At 68.4% G+C, this 16,709-nt stretch carries 18 protein-coding genes; 9 read left to right on the top strand and 9 right to left on the bottom strand.

What is annotated here, in order from left to right:
* Positions 1-157: 157 nt before the first annotated feature.
* Positions 158-1,087, bottom strand: coding sequence for a phytoene synthase (locus VB738_RS00170; RefSeq protein ID WP_416233136.1), 930 nt, complete (start codon positions 1,085-1,087; stop codon positions 158-160).
* Complete coding sequence (gene pds, locus VB738_RS00175; RefSeq protein WP_323303811.1) at positions 1,084-2,505, bottom strand: 15-cis-phytoene desaturase; 1,422 nt, start codon at positions 2,503-2,505, stop codon at positions 1,084-1,086. Before pds ends, VB738_RS00170 begins: the two co-directional genes overlap by 4 nt.
* A 163-nt stretch (positions 2,506-2,668) precedes the next feature.
* On the opposite strand from pds, the gene VB738_RS00180 reads away from it, so the two are divergent.
* Both VB738_RS00180 and VB738_RS00185 read left to right on the top strand, forming a co-directional pair.
* The gene (locus VB738_RS00180) at positions 2,669-3,016 is read left to right on the top strand and encodes an NAD(P)H-quinone oxidoreductase subunit M (RefSeq protein ID WP_323303812.1); all 348 of its coding nucleotides are present in this window, start codon (positions 2,669-2,671) and stop codon (positions 3,014-3,016) included.
* On the top strand, positions 3,013-3,753 hold the full coding sequence (locus tag VB738_RS00185) for a DUF3172 domain-containing protein (RefSeq protein ID WP_323303813.1): 741 nt from the start codon (positions 3,013-3,015) through the stop codon (positions 3,751-3,753). The genes VB738_RS00180 and VB738_RS00185 overlap by 4 nt, the downstream gene beginning before the upstream one ends.
* On the opposite strand, the gene VB738_RS00190 is transcribed toward VB738_RS00185, so the two are convergent.
* The gene (locus VB738_RS00190) at positions 3,728-4,729 is read right to left on the bottom strand and encodes a LysR family transcriptional regulator (protein WP_106219309.1); all 1,002 of its coding nucleotides are present in this window, start codon (positions 4,727-4,729) and stop codon (positions 3,728-3,730) included. The genes VB738_RS00185 and VB738_RS00190 overlap by 26 nt on opposite strands.
* 119 nt (positions 4,730-4,848) lie before the next feature.
* Between VB738_RS00190 and VB738_RS00195 the strand changes: the two genes are divergently transcribed.
* From VB738_RS00195 to VB738_RS00220, 6 genes are all read left to right on the top strand, one after another.
* Complete coding sequence (locus tag VB738_RS00195; RefSeq protein ID WP_323303814.1) at positions 4,849-5,601, top strand: NnrU family protein; 753 nt, start codon at positions 4,849-4,851, stop codon at positions 5,599-5,601.
* Between the two features lie 97 nt (positions 5,602-5,698).
* Entirely contained in the window at positions 5,699-7,711 is a 2,013-nt protein-coding gene (locus VB738_RS00200; protein ID WP_323303815.1) for an NAD(P)H-quinone oxidoreductase subunit 5, read from the top strand.
* Positions 7,712-7,820: 109 nt separating this feature from the next.
* Positions 7,821-9,422, top strand: a complete 1,602-nt coding sequence (locus VB738_RS00205; protein ID WP_323303816.1) for an NAD(P)H-quinone oxidoreductase subunit 4 — start codon at positions 7,821-7,823, stop codon at positions 9,420-9,422.
* 126 nt (positions 9,423-9,548) lie between these two features.
* A complete protein-coding gene (locus VB738_RS00210) occupies positions 9,549-9,941 on the top strand; it encodes a lipopolysaccharide assembly protein LapA domain-containing protein (RefSeq protein WP_323303817.1) in 393 nt (130 codons plus the stop codon).
* Positions 9,942-10,039: 98 nt separating this feature from the next.
* Positions 10,040-10,939, top strand: a complete 900-nt coding sequence (locus VB738_RS00215) for a segregation/condensation protein A (protein WP_323303818.1) — start codon at positions 10,040-10,042, stop codon at positions 10,937-10,939.
* Between the two features lie 47 nt (positions 10,940-10,986).
* Positions 10,987-12,168: an NDP-sugar synthase gene (locus tag VB738_RS00220; protein ID WP_323303819.1), complete on the top strand. Its 1,182-nt coding sequence runs from the start codon at positions 10,987-10,989 to the stop codon at positions 12,166-12,168.
* Here the strand turns inward: VB738_RS00220 and VB738_RS00225 are convergent.
* The gene (locus tag VB738_RS00225; RefSeq protein WP_323303820.1) at positions 12,103-13,062 is read right to left on the bottom strand and encodes a methylenetetrahydrofolate reductase; all 960 of its coding nucleotides are present in this window, start codon (positions 13,060-13,062) and stop codon (positions 12,103-12,105) included. The two genes, VB738_RS00220 and VB738_RS00225, sit on opposite strands and share 66 nt — an antisense overlap.
* Positions 13,063-13,173: 111 nt before the next feature.
* Between VB738_RS00225 and VB738_RS00230 the strand changes: the two genes are divergently transcribed.
* A complete protein-coding gene (locus VB738_RS00230; protein WP_323304382.1) occupies positions 13,174-13,437 on the top strand; it encodes a helix-turn-helix domain-containing protein in 264 nt (87 codons plus the stop codon).
* Between the two features lie 39 nt (positions 13,438-13,476).
* On the opposite strand, the gene VB738_RS00235 is transcribed toward VB738_RS00230, so the two are convergent.
* The 5 genes from VB738_RS00235 to ndhI are packed head-to-tail and all read right to left on the bottom strand — an operon-like array spanning position 13,477 to position 16,637.
* Positions 13,477-14,049, bottom strand: coding sequence for a CYTH domain-containing protein (locus VB738_RS00235; protein WP_323303821.1), 573 nt, complete (start codon positions 14,047-14,049; stop codon positions 13,477-13,479).
* Positions 14,050-14,065: 16 nt separating this feature from the next.
* Positions 14,066-15,055, bottom strand: a complete 990-nt coding sequence (locus tag VB738_RS00240; protein WP_323303822.1) for an NAD(+) kinase — start codon at positions 15,053-15,055, stop codon at positions 14,066-14,068.
* 27 nt (positions 15,056-15,082) lie between these two features.
* The gene (nuoK, locus tag VB738_RS00245; protein WP_323303823.1) at positions 15,083-15,412 is read right to left on the bottom strand and encodes an NADH-quinone oxidoreductase subunit NuoK; all 330 of its coding nucleotides are present in this window, start codon (positions 15,410-15,412) and stop codon (positions 15,083-15,085) included.
* Complete coding sequence (locus VB738_RS00250; protein WP_094586744.1) at positions 15,409-16,035, bottom strand: NADH-quinone oxidoreductase subunit J; 627 nt, start codon at positions 16,033-16,035, stop codon at positions 15,409-15,411. The genes nuoK and VB738_RS00250 overlap by 4 nt, the downstream gene beginning before the upstream one ends.
* Positions 16,035-16,637 (bottom strand): NAD(P)H-quinone oxidoreductase subunit I, encoded by a 603-nt coding sequence (gene ndhI / locus VB738_RS00255; protein ID WP_094586745.1) that lies wholly within the window; start codon positions 16,635-16,637, stop codon positions 16,035-16,037. The genes VB738_RS00250 and ndhI overlap by 1 nt, the downstream gene beginning before the upstream one ends.
* Between the last annotated feature and the right edge of the window lie 72 nt (positions 16,638-16,709).

A 16,709-nucleotide genomic window follows, 5' to 3' on the forward strand; every position in this document is an offset into this window, starting at 1 on the left:
CGGGCCATCCCGCCCCCAGGCCCTCGACGGCCTTCACTTCGGGGGGGGGTGAGCGTGGCGGGCAGGGACTGGGTCCGGGCCGGGTCCGGCAGCACCAGTCCGGCGATGGCGGCGGAAGCGAGGCTGAGGCTGAGGGCCTGCCGGATGGGGCGCCACTTCATCGCGTCTGGGCGATCACATAGGAGAGGGGAAGATCCAGCAATTTGCCGACCCTGGGCACGAAGGCGCGGTGATTGAAGACGTCATAATCCAATCGCTCGATGACATCAAGGATCCCCCGATACAGCCGCAGCGATGCCCACACCGGCCAGCGGGCATCGGGAGCCAGCCAGCGAACCCCGGCCTCGGAGCGATTGAACCAATCCCGGGCCCGCTCCAGCTGGAACCGCATCAGCGCCTGCCAGTTCTCATTGAGACGACCGGCCATCAGATCGGCTTCGGAGTAACCAAAACGGTCCAGATCCTCCTGGGGCAGGTAGATGCGGCCGCGACCGCGATCCTCACCCACATCCCGCAGGATGTTGGTCAGCTGGTTGGCAATGCCCAGGGCCACGGCCGCTTCGGAGGTGTCGGGCCGCTCGCTCCAGGGGGCGGAGGTGTAGGCCGCATCGACCCCCATCACCTCCTGGGTCATCAGACCCACGGTGCCGGCCACCCGGTAGCAGTATAGCTGGAGATCGGAGAAGCTGGCGTAGCGGTCGCGCAGCACATCCATCCGCTGACCCTCGATCATGTCGAGATAGGCCTGCAGGGGCTGGGGGAAGCGCTCGATCGTGTCCAGCATCACCCGGTCGAGGCCATCGACGCCATGGCCGGCGAACAGGGCGCGGGTGCGCTCCTCCCAGGCATCGAGACGCTCCAGCAGAACCTCGGCCGACAGCGTCTGGGCCTGGGCGCTGTCCATGAGTTCGTCGGTGCGGCGGCACCAGACGTAGATCGCCCAGATCGCCCGGCGCTTGGCCGGCGGCAGCAACATCGTGCCGAGATAGAAGGTCTTGGCCCACTGCGCCGTCTCCTGGCGGCAGGATTCGTAGGCCTCCTCCAGATCGGAGGCGTGCTCGAGGGGCAGCGGGGCCAGCACACTCACACCGTCGCCAGGCTCTGGGCGGGGGCCGGACCCTGGCCGCTGCCGGAGAGGTGGGCGTCGACGGCGGCAGCACAGAGCTTGCCGCTCAGCACCGCCCCCTCCATCGAGGCCAGGTAGCGCTGCATGGTGAAGCAGCCCGCCAGGAAGAAGTTGGGGATGGGGGAGTCCTGGGAGGGCCGCAGCTGCTGGCAGCCCGGCACGGTCTTGTAGACGGAGAGGGGGGTCTTGACGACCACCGACTTGCGCAGCACGGCCGGGGTGTCGCCAGTGAAGTGGATGGGGAACAGGCGCTTGAGCTCCTCCATGGTGGCGGCCACGATCTCCGCATCGGGGCGACCGATCCAGTCGGCGGCCGGGGCGAACACCAGCTCCAGCATGGAGCGCTCGGGATCCTCGTACTCCCGGCAGGTGTTGCTCATGTCGGCATAGACGCTGAGCAGGTCGGAACGGCTGAACAGCAGGTGGTCGATGTCCGTCAGCTTGCGGTCGAACCAGAGATGGATGTTGATCACCGGCACCCCCCGCAGACCCTCGAGCTTGCTGAAGTACGGCAGCGACTTCCAGGCGTCCGGCAGCAGCAGCTTGAGCGGATCGACGGGCATGGCGCTCACGTAGGCATCGGCCTGGATCTCCCGCTCGGGCCGCCCCTTGATGCCGCCGATGCGAAAGCCCGTCACGGCGCCATCCTTGCCGATGCGGATCTCCCTGAGCGGGGAGTCCAGATGGACCTCGCCGCCCCGGGCCTCGATGTAGTCGACCATCGGCTGACAGAGCCGCTCCGGCGGATTGCCGTCCAGGAAGGCCATTTTGGAACCGTCCGTCTCCTGGAGAAAGCGGTTGAGGGCGGTGAGGACCACCGTGCTGGAGATCTCTTCGGGGTTGATGAAGTTGAGCGCCTTGCTCATGGCGAGAAAGACTTCATCGTTAACGCGCTCCGGAATATTGTGAATGCGCAGCCATTCACTCCAGCTGTACTTGTCGCATTCCTCCACATAGTCCTGGCCGCGCAGCATGGCCGGCACCAGGCCGAGGCCGAAGGCGATCTTCTCGGGCCAGGTGAGCATGTCGTTGTTGCCCAGGATCGCCGCCACCCCGTTCAGCGGGGCCGGCAGATCCGGAAAATCGAAGCGGCTGTAGGTGCCGGGCACTTCCTTCTGATTGAAGATCATCGCGTGGGATTTCCACTGCAGACGATCCTCGATGTCCAGCTCGGCGAAGAGTTGGCGCATGTTGCGATAGGCGCCGAAGAAGATGTGCAGGCCGGTTTCGTACCAGTCGCCGTCCTCGTCCTGCCAGGCCGCCACCTTGCCTCCCAGCACATCTCTGGCTTCGAGCACGATCGGGGTGTGGCCGGCGTCGCAGAGGTATTTGGCGCAGGACAGGCCGGCCAGCCCGGCCCCGGCGATGACAACCCGCATGTCGTACCCGAGATCAGCAGCAACCTTATCGGGCCTCCCAGGGCAGGGGTGACCGGCACCGGGGGGCCTCGGCGCCGGAATCGGCCGCCGACCTACCTAAAGTTGCGGCAGCACTCAATGGGTGCCACCCCTTCTCCCGATCCCCGCCCCCGAGGCTGAGCCCATGGTCGAGACGCTGCTCAAGTCCACCACCCGCCACATCCGGCTGTTCACGGCGCGGGTCGAGAACGACGACCTCATCCCCGACCCGGATCAGCTCACCCTCGACATCGATCCCGACAACGAGTTCCTCTGGGACGAGGCGGCCCTCGAGAAGGTGCGCGCCCGGTTCCGGGAGCTGGTGGCGGCCCAGGCCGGTCAGGAACTGAGCGATTACAGCCTGCGTCGCATCGGCTCCGAGTTGGAGGGGCTGGTGCGGCAGATGCTCCAGGCCGGAGAACTCAGCTACAACCCCGAGGCCCGGGTTCTGAACTACTCGATGGGCCTGCCCCGCAGCTCCGAAACCCTGTGACCCGCTCCCGCAGCAGCGCCGGCCGCTCCGAACCGGGCGGCTACGCGCCCCGACCCGACCGCGCCACCCCCCGCTACGACCCCCGCTCCGACCGCTACGACGACCGGGGGGATCGTTTCGCCACCGGCTACGGCCGCCGGGAGGATCCCCGCTACGGACCCGAGCGCCGCGGCAGCAACGGTGGCGGCGGTGGACGCCCCCCCGCCGGCAACGGCGGTGGCCCGTCCGGCGGCGGTCCCAACATCCAGCTGAACGTGGCGACGGTGGCAGTGCTCGCGGGCGTGCTGGTGGTGGGCATCGGCATCGGCAGCGCCGTGACCAGCACCACTCAGGGGAACCAGGGCAACATCGCCAGCGCCCAGCAGCTGGACATGGCGGTGCCCGACCCCGAGTTCTGCAAGCAGTGGGGCGCCAGCGCCTTCGTGATGGACATCGAGCTCTACACCACGATGAACCCGAGCAGCAGCTTCGTGACGCAGCCGACCCTCCAGCCCGGCTGCGTCATCCGCCGGGAGAACTGGTCGGTGCTGCAGAAGGAGGGCGCCGTGACCGCCGAGCAGATGCGCCAGTGCAAGCAGCGCATGAACACCTTCGCCTACATCGGCTCGGTGCGCGACAAGCCGATCGTCCGCTGCGTCTACCAGACCGACATCTCTGGCAACAAGTTCCAGACCCGGGGCGTGGCCGGGGCCGCCGACGACGCCGTCGGCATCACACCGGAGGCCGATCAGTTCTGACGCCGTTCCGCTCCGCCAACCCCGGCGTGGTCTGCACCTGGCGCAGGGGGCTGTCCGGGCTGGCGAACACCGGCAGCACCTCGCGCCGGAAGGCGTCGGCGGCCCGCGAGCAGTAGCGGGCCGGGTGGGTGATCAGCTTCAGCTGGCGGCGCACCATCAGGTCGGCCACCTGGGGCCGGTGCAGGGTGCCGGCGGCCAGCTCCCGCTCGATCGACACCACCGGCAGGAACGCCGCGCCCAGGCCCGCCTGGACGGCGTTCTTGATGGCCTCGAAGGAGTTGAGCTCCATCTCGATCTTGAGCCGCTGCACGTCGAGCTTGGAGCGGCTGAGCAGCTGGTCCACCATCTTGCGGGTGGTGGACTGGGCGTCGAGACAGACGAAGCCGAGGCGGTAGAGATCGTCCTTGGTGAGCTCGGGCAGGCGGGAGAGCGGGTGCTTGGGGGGCAGCACCAGGGCCAGTTCGTCGTTCGCGTAGGGCACCACCTGCAGCAGGTCGTTGAGGTCCGCCGGCAGTTCGCCGCCGATGATCGCCAGGTCGATCTGGCCGTTGGCCACGCTCCAGCCGGTGCGGCGGGTGCTGTGCACCTGCAGCTGCACCGCCACGTCCGGGTACTTCTGGCGGAACAGGCCGATCATGCGGGGCATCAGGTAAGTGCCCGTCGTCTGACTCGCCCCCACCACCAGGGAGCCGCCGCGCAGGTTGTGGAGATCGTCGAGGGCCCGGCAGGCCTCCTGGCACTGACTCAGGATCCGGTCGCAGTAGCTGAGCAGCAGGTGGCCGGCTTCGGTGAGCTGGGCCTTGCGGCCGCCGCGGTCGAACAGGGAGACGTCGAGCTGCTTCTCCAGGTTCTGGATCTGCAGGCTCACCGCCGGCTGGGTGACATAGAGGCTGTCGGCCGCCTTCTTGAAGCTGCCCTCACTGGCGATGGCGCGCAGGATGCGCAGCTGGTCGAGGGTGAAAGGCAGATCTGCCATGGGTCGGGGAGGCCGCGGGGGGACCGTTCGCCGGAGCCGGCAGGCCGTGCGGAACTCTAGGGGGCTCCCCCGGTGGCAAGAATCGGCCTGTCACATCCGCTCCCGGACGCCGCATCACCATGCCCTCGCTCCCCCTGGTTCCGGCGGGCCCCCAGCACAGCAGCGTGGTCATGCTGGCCCTGCTGGTGGTTTTCGCCCTGATCCACAGCGGCGGGGCCTCCCTGCGGGTCTGGGGGGAGGAGCGGATCGGGGCCCGGCTCTGGCGCCTGCTGTTCGCCGGCCTCAGCATCCCCTCGGCCGTGCTGGTGGTGGGCTACTTCCTCGCCCACCGCTACGACGGGGTCCGGCTCTGGAACCTGCAGGACCAGCCCTGGGTGGTGCCGGTGGTCTGGACCGGCACGGCCATCAGCTTCCTGTTTCTCTATCCGGCCACCTACAACCTGCTGGAGATCCCGGCCGTGCTCAAGCCCCAGGTGCGCCTCTACGCCACGGGGATCATCCGGGTCAGCCGCCATCCCCAGGCCGTGGGCCAGGTGCTCTGGTGCGCCACCCACCTGCTCTGGATCGGCACCAGCTTCACCCTGGTGGCCTGCGTGGGACTGATCGGCCACCACCTGTTCGCCGTCTGGAACGGGGACCGGCGCCTGCGCCACCGCTTCGGCGCCGCCTTCGAGGAGCTGCGAGCCTCCACCTCGGTGCTGCCCTTTGCCGCCGTTCTGGACGGCCGCCAGACGCTGGTGGCGGCGGAATTCCTGCGGCCCTCCCAGCTGGGCATCGCCATCGCCATCGGCGTCCTCTGGTGGGCCCACCGCTGGATCGGCCTTGCCGCCACCACCTTCTCGCGCACGGGCCTGGCCCACTGGCTGGGGTGAAGCTCCCGCCAGCCGGCGGGGGTCGATGGGCAGGCCCCCACAGAGCCGGAGCCAGGCCGGCGGGCCTGCCTAAACTCGCCCCAACAGAGCCTCCAGGATGCCCGCCGCTTCCGAACTTGCCTGGCTGATCCCGGTGCTGCCCCTGCTGGGGGCCTGCCTCACCGGCCTGGGGCTGATCACCTTCAACCGCACCGTCAACCGCCTGCGCAAGCCGGTGGCGCTGCTGCTCATCACCACCGTGGGCATGGCCGCGGTGCTGAGCTTCGCGATCCTGGCCGAACAGCTGGGCGGCGCAGGCTCCACGGAAGTCCTCTTCGACTGGGCCGGCGCCGGCACCTTTCACCTGCAGATGGGCTTCCGCGTCGACGCCCTCGGGGCCGTGATGCTGTCGCTGGTGACCACCATCGCCCTGCTGGTGATGGTCTATTCCGACGGCTACATGGCCCACGACAAGGGCTACGTCCGCTTCTTCACCTACCTGGCCCTGTTCAGCAGCTCGATGCTGGGGCTGGTGATCAGCCCCAACCTGCTCGAGATCTACGTCTTCTGGGAGCTGGTGGGCATGTGCTCCTACCTGCTGGTGGGCTTCTGGTACGACCGCGACGCCGCCGCCAATGCCGCCCAGAAGGCCTTCGTGGTCAACCGGGTCGGTGACTTCGGCCTGTTGCTGGGGATCCTCGGCCTGTTCTGGGCCACCGGCAGCTTCGGCTTCGAGGAGATCGGTGCACGGCTCTCGGCCGCCGTCGCCGGCGGGGGCCTGCCCACCGGGGTGGCCGTGCTGCTCTGCCTGCTGGTGTTCATGGGCCCGATGGCCAAGTCGGCCCAGTTCCCCCTGCACGTGTGGCTGCCCGACGCCATGGAGGGCCCCACCCCGATCTCGGCCCTGATCCACGCCGCCACGATGGTCGCGGCCGGTGTCTTCCTGGTGGCGCGGCTCCAGCCGGTCTACGAGCCCTTCCCCCAGGTGCAGCTCGTGATCGCCGTGATCGGCACCATCACCCTGTTCCTGGGGGCCACCATCGCCCTCACCCAGATGGATCTGAAGAAGGGCCTGGCCTACAGCACCGTCTCCCAGCTGGGTTACATGATGCTGGCCATGGGCTGCGGCGCTCCGGTGGCCGGCATGTTCCACCTGGTCACCCACGCCTTCTTCAAGGCGATGCTCTTCCTCGGCTCCGGCTCGGTGATCCACGCCATGGAGGAGGTGGTGGGCCACGAGCCGGTGCTGGCCCAGGACATGCGCCTGATGGGGGGCCTCCGCCAGTACATGCCCATCACCTCCGCCACCTTCCTGATCGGCTGCATCGCGATCAGCGGCATCCCCCCCCTGGCGGGTTTCTGGAGCAAGGACGAGATCCTCGGTCAGGCCTTCAACAGCTTCCCGCTGCTCTGGGCCATGGGCTTCCTGACCGCCGGGATGACCGCCTTCTACATGTTCCGCCTCTATTTCCTCACCTTCGAGGGCTCCTTCCGCGGCCAGGACGCCGGCATCCGCTCCCAGCTGCTGAGCGCCGCGGGCCAGCCCGCCGGCGGATCCGCCGACGAGGGCCACCACGCCCACGCCAGCCATCCCCACGAATCGGGCTGGCAGATGGCGGCCCCCCTGGTGGTGCTGGCGGTCCCGTCGGTGCTGATCGGCCTGCTGGGCACCCCCTGGAACAGCCGCTTCGGCCTTCTGGTCGATCCCGCCGAGGCCATCGAGGCCGCCGAGCACTTCCGCTGGGGGGAGTTCCTGCCGCTGGCCGGTGCCTCGGTGGCCATTTCCAGCCTCGGCATCGGCCTGGCGGTGCTCGCCTACGCCCTGCACCGCATCGACCTGGGCACCGCTGTGGCGGGGCGCTTCCCGGCCATCAACCGATTCCTGGCCAACAAGTGGTACCTCGATGCCATCAACGACAAGCTGTTCGTTCAGGGCAGTCGCCGCCTGGCCCGCCAGGTGCTCGACGTTGACTCCAAGGTGGTGGACGGGGTGGTCAACCTCACCGGCCTGCTGACCCTGGGCAGCGGCGAGGGTCTGAAGTACTTCGAGACCGGCCGGGTTCAGTTCTATGCCCTGATCGTCTTCGGCGGCGTCATCGGCCTGGTGCTGCTGTTCGGGGCCTTCGGCTGATCCCCGCCCGGCCAGGGGCGCGAGCCCCGCTGTGTGTGACAACGCCCATCCGGTGGGTGGGTTGGAGGCCGGAATTTCTACACTCCGGCCAGATGGACAGCACCGTTCTGTGCCCTTTCCCTGGCTGAGCACCGCGATTCTGTTCCCGATCGGCGCCGCTCTGCTGATCCCCTTCGTGCCGGACAAGGGCGATGGCAAGCAGGTCCGCTGGTACGCCCTCGGCGTCGCCCTCACCACCTTCCTGGTCACCGTGGGGGCCTACCTGCGGGGCTACGACCCTGCTGATCCCGGCCTCCAGCTGGTGGAGCGGGTGCAGTGGCTGCCCGATCTGGGGCTGGCCTGGTCGGTGGGGGCCGACGGCCTCTCGATGCCGCTGATCCTGCTCACCAGCTTCATCACCTCCCTGGCCTGCCTGGCGGCCTGGCCGGTGACCTTCAAGCCCAGGCTGTTCTATTTCCTGCTCCTGGCCATGGACGGCGGTCAGATCGCCGTCTTCGCCGTGCAGGACATGCTGCTCTTCTTCCTTGCCTGGGAGCTGGAGCTGCTGCCGGTGTACCTGCTGCTGGCCATCTGGGGCGGCAAGAAGCGTCAGTACGCCGCCACCAAGTTCATCCTCTACACCGCCGGCAGCTCCCTGTTCATCCTCCTGGCCGGCCTGGCGATGGCCTTCTACGGCGGCGGTGCCCCCAGCTTCGAGTACACGGTGCTGGCCGCCAAGGAGTTCGGCACCGGCTTCCAGGTGCTCTGCTACGCGGCCCTGCTGATCGCCTTCGGCGTCAAGCTGCCGGTGGTGCCCCTGCACACCTGGCTGCCCGATGCCCACGGTGAGGCCACGGCGCCGGTGCACATGCTGCTGGCGGGCATCCTGCTGAAGATGGGCGGCTACGCGCTCCTGCGCTTCAACGTGCAGCTGCTGCCCGAGGCCCACGTCCAGTTCGCCCCCCTGCTGGTGATCCTGGGGGTGGTCAACATCATCTACGCCGCCCTCACCTCCTTCGCCCAGCGCAACCTCAAGCGCAAGATCGCCTACAGCTCGATCAGCCACATGGGCTTCGTGCTGATCGGCATCGGCAGCTTCAGCGCCCTGGGCACCAGCGGCGCCATGCTCCAGATGATCAGCCACGGCCTGATCGGCGCCAGCCTGTTCTTCCTGGTGGGGGCCACCTACGACCGCACCCACACCCTTCAGCTCGACGAGATGGGCGGGGTGGGCCAGAAGATGCGCAAGATGTTCGCCCTCTGGACCGTCTGCTCCCTGGCCTCCCTCGCCCTGCCGGGCATGAGCGGGTTCGTCTCCGAGCTGATGGTGTTCGTGGGCTTCGCCACCAGCGAGGCCTACAGCCTCAGCTTCCGCATCGTCATCGCCGTCCTGGCGGCCATCGGCGTGATCCTCACCCCCATCTACCTGCTGTCGATGCTGCGGGAGATCTTCTTCGGCAAGGAGAACCCCGAACTCGCCTCCCACACCCACCTGGTCGACGCCGAGCCGCGGGAGATCTACGTGATCTCCTGCCTGCTGGTGCCGATCATCGGCATCGGCCTCTACCCGCGCCTGGTCACCGACAGCTACCGAGCCGCGATCGAGGCCCTGGTCGAGCGCGAGTCCGTGGCGATGGTGAAGGTGGGCCGTGCCCCGGTCCCGGCGGTGATGGCCACCGGCGCCTTTGGCAGCCTCCCTCCGGCCCTGCTGCACGCCCCTGCCCTCGGCTGAGCCCCATCCCCGCCAGGGCGAGGTGTCGGTCGGGGGCCGGTTACGAAACCCTGCGCAGCCCCGGGACCATGGCGCCATCCTCCGGGGAGGATGCCTACGCTCCTCCATCGCACAGCGAGGGTCTCCATGCGGCAGATCAACTTCCTTCTGATCTTCAGCTTCGGCTTGGCCACGGTGATGTTCACCCTGGAGAACACCGCGGCCACCACGGTGCATTTCCTTCCGGGCGTCAGCACCACCCTGCCGCTGGCGGCTCTGCTGCTGCTGGTGGGCGGTCTCGGTGCCACCGCCGCCTGGATCTACGCCGTCTGGAGCGGCGTGGTGCGGAAGGTGGAAACCCTGCAGACCGCCGGCGAGGTGGAGGCCCAGCAGGTGCGGATCAGCGAGCTGGAGAACGATCTGCGCCGCTACCGCGCCACCGTGGACGCCCAGCTGGGGCTGCTGCCGGCCGCCGGCGAGAGCTCGGCGCCGTCCTCCACGGACGGGGGCGACGGGAGCCTGTCCCTGGCGGTCGACTGAGCCCACCAGGGCTGGATCGGTCGTGACCGTGACTGGTGCCATGCGGCCGCAACCGGTAGCTTGCCCAGGGACGGCACCCTCCGAACAGGACATCGCGCGTGGCAGAAGCGGGGGCCAGACTCGCTATCCGGTTGCTCCAGGACGCGGCCGAACGGGGCGACATCGATCCCTGGGATGTGGATGTGATCGCTGTTGTCGACGGTTTCCTCGACCAGCTGCGTCAGCGCATTGAGCTCCCCAGGCGCCTCGCACCCCGGGGAGGCAGCTACGAACAGGATCTGGCCGAGTCCAGCGAGGCCTTCCTGGCCGCCTCGGTGCTGGTGGGGCTCAAGGCGGAACTGCTGGAATCGGCCACCTTCCCTCCCGAACCGATGCTGGAGGACCCCTTCGCCGAGGAGGACGGCGGCTGGGACTCCTCCGCCGTGGCCCTGCCGCGGCGGCCCGAACGGCACCTGCAGCGCCGGCCGGTGGCCCCGCCCCCCCTGCAGCGTCCCGTCACCCTGGGGGAACTGATCCGCCAGCTCGAGGACATCGCCGAGCGTCTCGAGCGGGACGGGGGCGAGGGCCGCCCCAGGCCCCGCCACCGCCGCTACAGCGAGCGGGCGGCGATCGCCCAGGTGGCCTCCCTGGCCCACCGGGAGAAGCTGCCGGAGACCACCGCCGCCCTGAGCCGCTTCCTGCTGGCGTGGGCGCCCACCGCCGAGACCCTCGAGTGGGTGGCGTTCGATGCGCTGGTGGGCGCCTGGGCGGAGGCCCTCTCCAGCCCCGCCGCGGGCTCGCCGGAGGACACCGATCTGGACAGCGACCGGGTGGGGGTGTTCTGGGCCCTGCTGTTCCTCTCCTCCCAGGGCAAGGTGGAGCTGGCCCAGGACGGCGGCCTCTACGGCCCCCTCAGCCTGCGGCGGCACCGTGACGAGCGGAGTGAGGCGGTGAGCCTGCCGCGGCTGCCGGGCCAGGGGTCAGATAGGGGGCCGGCTCGGGAAGCACTGGCCGCCTGAGGTTTCTCCGTAGGCTGGGCTTTCACCTCCGACCTGAAACGACGCCGATGAAGGCGATGATCCTGGCGGCAGGCAAGGGAACAAGGGTGCGTCCGATCACGCACACAACGCCCAAGCCGATGATTCCGATCCTCCAGAAACCCGTCATGGAGTTTCTGCTCGAATTGCTCCGGGAGCACGGCTTCAACGAAATCATGGTCAACGTCTCCCACCTGTCGGAGGAGATCGAGAACTATTTCCGGGACGGCCAACGCTTCGATGTCCAGATTGCCTACAGCTTCGAGGGGCGCATCAAGGACGGTGAGCTGATCGGTGAAGCCATGGGCTCCGCCGGGGGCCTGAAGAAGATCCAGGACTTCCAGGCCTTCTTCGACGATACCTTCGTGGTGCTCTGTGGCGACGCCCTCATCGACCTCGATCTCACCGAGGCCGTGCGCCGCCATCGGGAGAAGGGCGCCATGGCCAGCCTGATCACCAAGCGCGTTCCCCGCGACCAGGTGAGCAGTTACGGGGTGGTGGTGACGGATGACGCTGGCCGGGTGCTCTCCTTCCAGGAGAAGCCGTCGGTCGAGGAGGCCGCCAGCGACATGATCAACACCGGCATCTACATCTTCGAACCGGAAGTCCTTGACTTCATCCCCAGCGGAGAACCCTTCGACATCGCCGCCGATCTGTTCCCCAGGCTCGTGGAGTCCGGTGCTCCCTTCTACGCCCTGCCCATGGAGTTCGAGTGGGTCGACATCGGCAAGGTGCCGGATTACTGGCAGGCGATCCGCAGCGTGCTTCAGGGGGATGTCCGCCAGGTTCAGATTCCCGGCAAGCAGGTGCGCCCGGGCATCTACGCAGGTCTGAATGTGGCGGCCGACTGGGACAAGATCCACGTTGAGGGGCCGATCTTCGTGGGCGGCATGACCCGCATCGAGAACGGCGTCACGATCATCGGGCCGGCCATGATCGGGCCGAGCTGCCACATCTGCGAAGGGGCCACGATCGACAACTCGATCATCTTCGACTACTCCCGAATCGGCCCCGGGGTGCAGCTCGTCGAGAAGCTGGTCTACGGCCGCTACTGCGTCGACCGCAACGGCGACCACTTTGATCTCCAGGAGGCAGCCCTCGACTGGCTGATCACCGATTCCCGCCGCCAGGACGTGGGCACGCCCTCACCGCAGCAGAAGGCCATGGCCGAGCTCCTGGGCACCGACCTCGCCGCCAGCGGCGCCCCCTAGCCCCGCCAGCTGCAGGATCTCGGGAATGCGGTGTTCGGCCTTGATGGCCATCAGGTGCACCCCCTGGGCGATGGAGCGGTAGGTGGCCACCTGTTCGGCGGCGATCGCCACCCCTTCCGCCGCCGGATCGGCCGCGCCGGCCAGGCGATCGATCAGGGACTGGGGGATGCAGGCACCCGGCACGACACGGTTGATGAACTGGGCATTGCGGGCCGACTTGAGCAGAAACACGCCGGCCAGCACCGGCAGTCCAAGGGGTCCGGTGATCTCCTCCACGAAGCGGCGCAGGGCGGCCGCATCCATCACCATCTGGGTCTGGAGAAAGCGGGCCCCCGCCTCCTGTTTGCGCCGCACCCTGGAGATCAGGCCACTCCAGCTGGCCGACTGCGGATCGGCGGCGGCGCCGGGGAACAGCGCCGTGGCACCATCGGGCAGCTCCCCCTTGACCGGGTCCTCACCGGCGTTGAGGCCCCGCACCAGCTGCAGCAGCCGCACCGCCTCCAGCTCATTCACCGCCCGGACCCCGGGCTGATCGCCGGCGCGCACCGGGTCACCGGTGAGGCAGAGCAGGTTGCGGATGCCGAGAGCATGGGCGCCGAGCAGATCGGCCTGGAGGGCGATGCGGTTGCGGTCGCGGCAGGTCATCTGCAGCACCGGCTCGATGCCGACCTCCAGCAGCAGACGGCACACCGCCAGGCTGCTCATCCGCATCACGGCCCGGCTGCCATCGGTGACATTGACCGCATGTACCAGCCCCCGCAATGCCGTCGCGGCCTCGAGGGTGCGCGTGGCATCACCACCACGGGGCGGTGTCACTTCCGCCGTCACGGCGAACCGACCATCCGCCAGGACCTGTCGAAGCTGCAACGGCCATCTCCAAGACAGGGGCATCATGGAGCAGCCGCTGCCTAGAGTGAACCAGCCCTCGTCGAGGAGCCGATGGCTGAACGCAGGTCCATGGCGGCTTCCAGCTCCGTGTCCCCATCCCCGTCCCTGGAGCGGCCCATGGTCCATCCACGCAGCGAGTTGTCCGAACGGGAACTCGAGATCATCGAGCTGGTGGCCACCGGTCTGACCAATCTGGAGATCGCCGGCCAGCTCACCATCAGCAAGCGCACGGTCGACAACCACGTCAGCAACATCTTCACCAAGACCGGCGCCAAGAACCGGGTAGCCCTGCTGAACTGGGCCATGGACCACGGCAAGATCTGCCGTGACGGCTTCAACTGCTGCGCCCTGCCCCCCGACGACGGGAACGGCAAGGGCTGAGCGCCGGGGGATCACCACTACGGGCCCGGCGCGGTCGGCTCAGGTGGTCAGAGCAAGCAGGGCCTGGCGGTCGGCCTCCAGCCACAACGCCAGGGGATAGCGGGCCAGGGCGGCATTGCTGAGTTCGCGGCGGCCGGTGATCTCCCTGGCGCACCAGGGGGGAACGGCCACCGGCTGGTCGGCGCGCTCCAGTTCCACCTCCGCCACCACCAGGGGCGCATTGGCGCCCTCAAAGACATCCAGGACCCAGTCGCCCCCTGGCAGATCCAGGCCGTAGCGGATCTTGCCGACCCGGTGGGGGCACCGCTCCAGCAGGGCCTCGGCGTCGCTGGATGGGATCGCGTACTCGTACTCCTCCCGCGCCAGAGCCACGCCGGCGGCAGGGATCGGTTCCCGGTGCTCCGGCCCCGTCAGACCTTCGCCTGCGGGCGGCAGCTTGAGGGTGAGGAAGGCCGCCACGGGCCCCGCGGGGGGGCGGGCCAGCCGCACCCGCAGGGTCGGGCCCTCGTTGCCGCTGGCCAGGTACCCCTGGCGGATCACGCTCCCATCGAGCGCGTAGGGACGCCATAGCTCCCCGCGGACGAGGAAGCGGCGCTCGATTTCCAGGGCCATGGTCGGAGTGGGCGGTTCAGTTGCGGGACGGTTCGACGGCGGTGAGGCTGCCGGCCCAGTGGAGCTTGTGGGTGAGGGTGCTGTAGTACGAGGGACTCTGCTCCAGCTGGAGCATCAGCACCGGATGGCGGCCCCGCTGCAGGACGCAGCGATCCCCGGGTTCCAGCACCGTGGCATGGGCCCCGTCCTTCCAGAGTTTCACCCGGCGGCTGGCCTCCCCCAGGGGCCACACCGACAGCCTGGAGCCGGGGGGCACCACCACCGCCCGGCTGGAGAGACTCATGGGGCAGATCGGCGTGACCACGATCGCTTCGATGCCCGGGTGGAGGATCGGGCCCCCCGCGGCCATCGCGTAGCCCGTGGAACCGGTGGGCGTGGCGATGATCAGGCCATCGCCACGGTACTGATCCACCACCTCCCCGTCGATCTCGAGCTCGAGCATGCAGGTGGGGGAGAGCTCGTCGAGGGCGGGGCGAAAGTAGAAGTCGTTGAGGGCCGTGTGGGGGCCATCGCCGACCCCGCTGAGGTCGCCGTCGGAGGCCGCATCCCCCTCCTGGGGCACGCCATCGCCCCGGTCGACCCGGGCCTCGAGCATCATGCGCCGCTCGATCGCGAAGCGGTCATCCCGCAGGCGCTGCCAGAGGGTGTCGCCCGGGTCATGGCCGCCGCTCTCCCCGTGGCCATCGCCCTGCAGCCTGAGCAGGCGCCGCTCGTGGGTGAGGAAGCCCAGATGGCCGCCGACGTTGAAGCTGAGCACCGGCACTCCGTAGCTGGCCAGGTACCGACCGGCGGCCAGAACGGTGCCGTCACCGCCGAGGACCACGGCCAGATCGGGCAGCTCCGCTTCGGTGGCCAGGAGTCCGGGGAAGGGGTTCAGCCCCAGCCCGCTCACGGCGGTGGTGACGATGGTCCCCTGGGAGCGCAGGTCCTGGGCGCAGCGACGGGCCTGGCGCTGGGCCGCCTGGCTGCCCTTGCGCTGGATCAGCCAGACCCTGTCAAGCCGCATGGACGCCATCCGGGGACAGTGGCACCGCTACCAGCGCAGGAGGTTGAAGCGCTCCATGTCGACGGTTTCGCGGTTGCGATAGAGCGACAGCAGAATGGCCAGACCGACGGCTGCCTCGGCCGCGGCCACGGTGATCACGAAGATCGCGAACACCTGGCCGCGGATCAGCTGACCATCGAGGTAATTGGAGAAGGCCATCAGGTTGATGTTGACGGCGTTGAGCATCAGTTCGATGCTCATCAACACCCGCACGGCATTGCGGCTGTTGATCAGCCCCCAGACACCGACGCAGAACAGCATGGCCGCGACGGCGAGAAAGGCCTCGAGGGGGATCGGGGAGGCGGCGTCGGAGGTCATGGCTTGGTGAGCAGGGTGGGGGCGTTGGCGGAGGTCTCGATCAGCAGGGGGGTGCGATCCTTCTCGATCAGACCCTGGTCGGCCGGCTCACCGGTGATCACGTCGGTGCTGAAGACGTCGCGGCGGGCCAGCACGATCGCCCCGATCATCGCCATCAGCAGCAGCACCGACGCCAGCTCGAAGGGCAGCAGGTAGTCGGTGAACAGGTGCTCACCGATCCGGATGGTGGCCTCCTCGCCCACCGGCGTGGGGCCCGGCAGGGCCCACGGGGTGGTGAACGCCACCCGCAGCAGCAGGGCGAACAGGCCGGCGCAGACGGCCCCGGACAGGAGACGGCGGACCAACAGGCCGGGAATCGCAGCGAGGGTTTCCTTCTTGTTCACGAGCATGATCGCGAACAGGATCAGCACATTGACCGCCCCGACGTAGACCAGGATCTGGGCGGCCGCGACGAAGCTGGCGTTGAGCAGCAGGTACAGACCGGCCACCGAGAGGAAGACGCCGCCGAGCAGAAAGGCGGAGTAGACGATGTTGGGCAGCAGGACAACGCCCAGGGAGCCGATCACCGTGGTGGCCGAGAGCACCAGGAAACAGATCTGCTGGGTGGTGGAGGCGATCGACATCAGGACTCTGCGGTGCTGTCGGAGGGGAGGGTTTCCAGCACCTGGGACGGCAGCCGGCCGGCCCGGGGCTCGCTGGCGGGAACCCCATGGGGATCCATGGCGCCCTTGGGAAGGTAGGCCAGTTCCCGCAAGGCGAACACCGCGGGGTCGGAGGTGACGCTGGTGGGCAGGCGGCCAAGGGCGACGTTGTCGTAGTTGAGGCTGTGGCGATCGAAGGCGGCCAGCTCGTACTCCTCGGTCATGGAGAGGCAGTTGGTGGGGCAGTACTCCACGCAGTTGCCGCAGAAGATGCACACCCCGAAATCGATCGAGTAGTTGCGCAGTTCCTTCTTCTTGGTGGCCTTGTTCATCACCCAGTCCACCACCGGCAGGTTGATGGGGCAGACCCGCACGCACACCTCGCAGGAGATGCACTTGTCGAGCTCGTAGTGGATGCGGCCCCGATAGCGCTCGGAGGGGATGAGCTTCTCGTAGGGGTACTGCACCGTGATCGGGCGCCGGCGCAGATGGTCGAAGGTGACCGCCAGCCCCTGGGTCATCGTCTGGGCCGCGCTCACCGCCTCCCGGGTGTAGTCACCGACTTGCTTGAGAAACCCGAACATGGCTGGGGCGTGGGGGTTACGGGATGGGGTCCATGATGGCCCGGTGGGGGCCGCTGTGTTGGTATCCGGGGA

The sequence above is a fragment of the Cyanobium gracile UHCC 0139 genome, from assembly GCF_034931325.1.
GTDB lineage: Bacteria > Cyanobacteriota > Cyanobacteriia > PCC-6307 > Cyanobiaceae > Cyanobium > Cyanobium gracile_B.

Coding starts and splice junctions, on each gene's coding strand:
- pds (WP_323303811.1), bottom strand. CDS start 2,505: ATGCGGGTTGTCATCGCCGGGGCCGGGCTGGCCGGCCTGTCCTGCGCC.
- VB738_RS00180 (WP_323303812.1), top strand. CDS start 2,669: ATGGTCGAGACGCTGCTCAAGTCCACCACCCGCCACATCCGGCTGTTC.
- VB738_RS00190 (WP_106219309.1), bottom strand. CDS start 4,729: ATGGCAGATCTGCCTTTCACCCTCGACCAGCTGCGCATCCTGCGCGCC.
- VB738_RS00195 (WP_323303814.1), top strand. CDS start 4,849: ATGCCCTCGCTCCCCCTGGTTCCGGCGGGCCCCCAGCACAGCAGCGTG.
- VB738_RS00200 (WP_323303815.1), top strand. CDS start 5,699: ATGCCCGCCGCTTCCGAACTTGCCTGGCTGATCCCGGTGCTGCCCCTG.
- VB738_RS00210 (WP_323303817.1), top strand. CDS start 9,549: ATGCGGCAGATCAACTTCCTTCTGATCTTCAGCTTCGGCTTGGCCACG.
- VB738_RS00220 (WP_323303819.1), top strand. CDS start 10,987: ATGAAGGCGATGATCCTGGCGGCAGGCAAGGGAACAAGGGTGCGTCCG.
- VB738_RS00225 (WP_323303820.1), bottom strand. CDS start 13,062: ATGATGCCCCTGTCTTGGAGATGGCCGTTGCAGCTTCGACAGGTCCTG.
- VB738_RS00230 (WP_323304382.1), top strand. CDS start 13,174: ATGGTCCATCCACGCAGCGAGTTGTCCGAACGGGAACTCGAGATCATC.
- VB738_RS00235 (WP_323303821.1), bottom strand. CDS start 14,049: ATGGCCCTGGAAATCGAGCGCCGCTTCCTCGTCCGCGGGGAGCTATGG.
- VB738_RS00240 (WP_323303822.1), bottom strand. CDS start 15,055: ATGCGGCTTGACAGGGTCTGGCTGATCCAGCGCAAGGGCAGCCAGGCG.
- nuoK (WP_323303823.1), bottom strand. CDS start 15,412: ATGACCTCCGACGCCGCCTCCCCGATCCCCCTCGAGGCCTTTCTCGCC.
- VB738_RS00250 (WP_094586744.1), bottom strand. CDS start 16,035: ATGTCGATCGCCTCCACCACCCAGCAGATCTGTTTCCTGGTGCTCTCG.
- ndhI (WP_094586745.1), bottom strand. CDS start 16,637: ATGTTCGGGTTTCTCAAGCAAGTCGGTGACTACACCCGGGAGGCGGTG.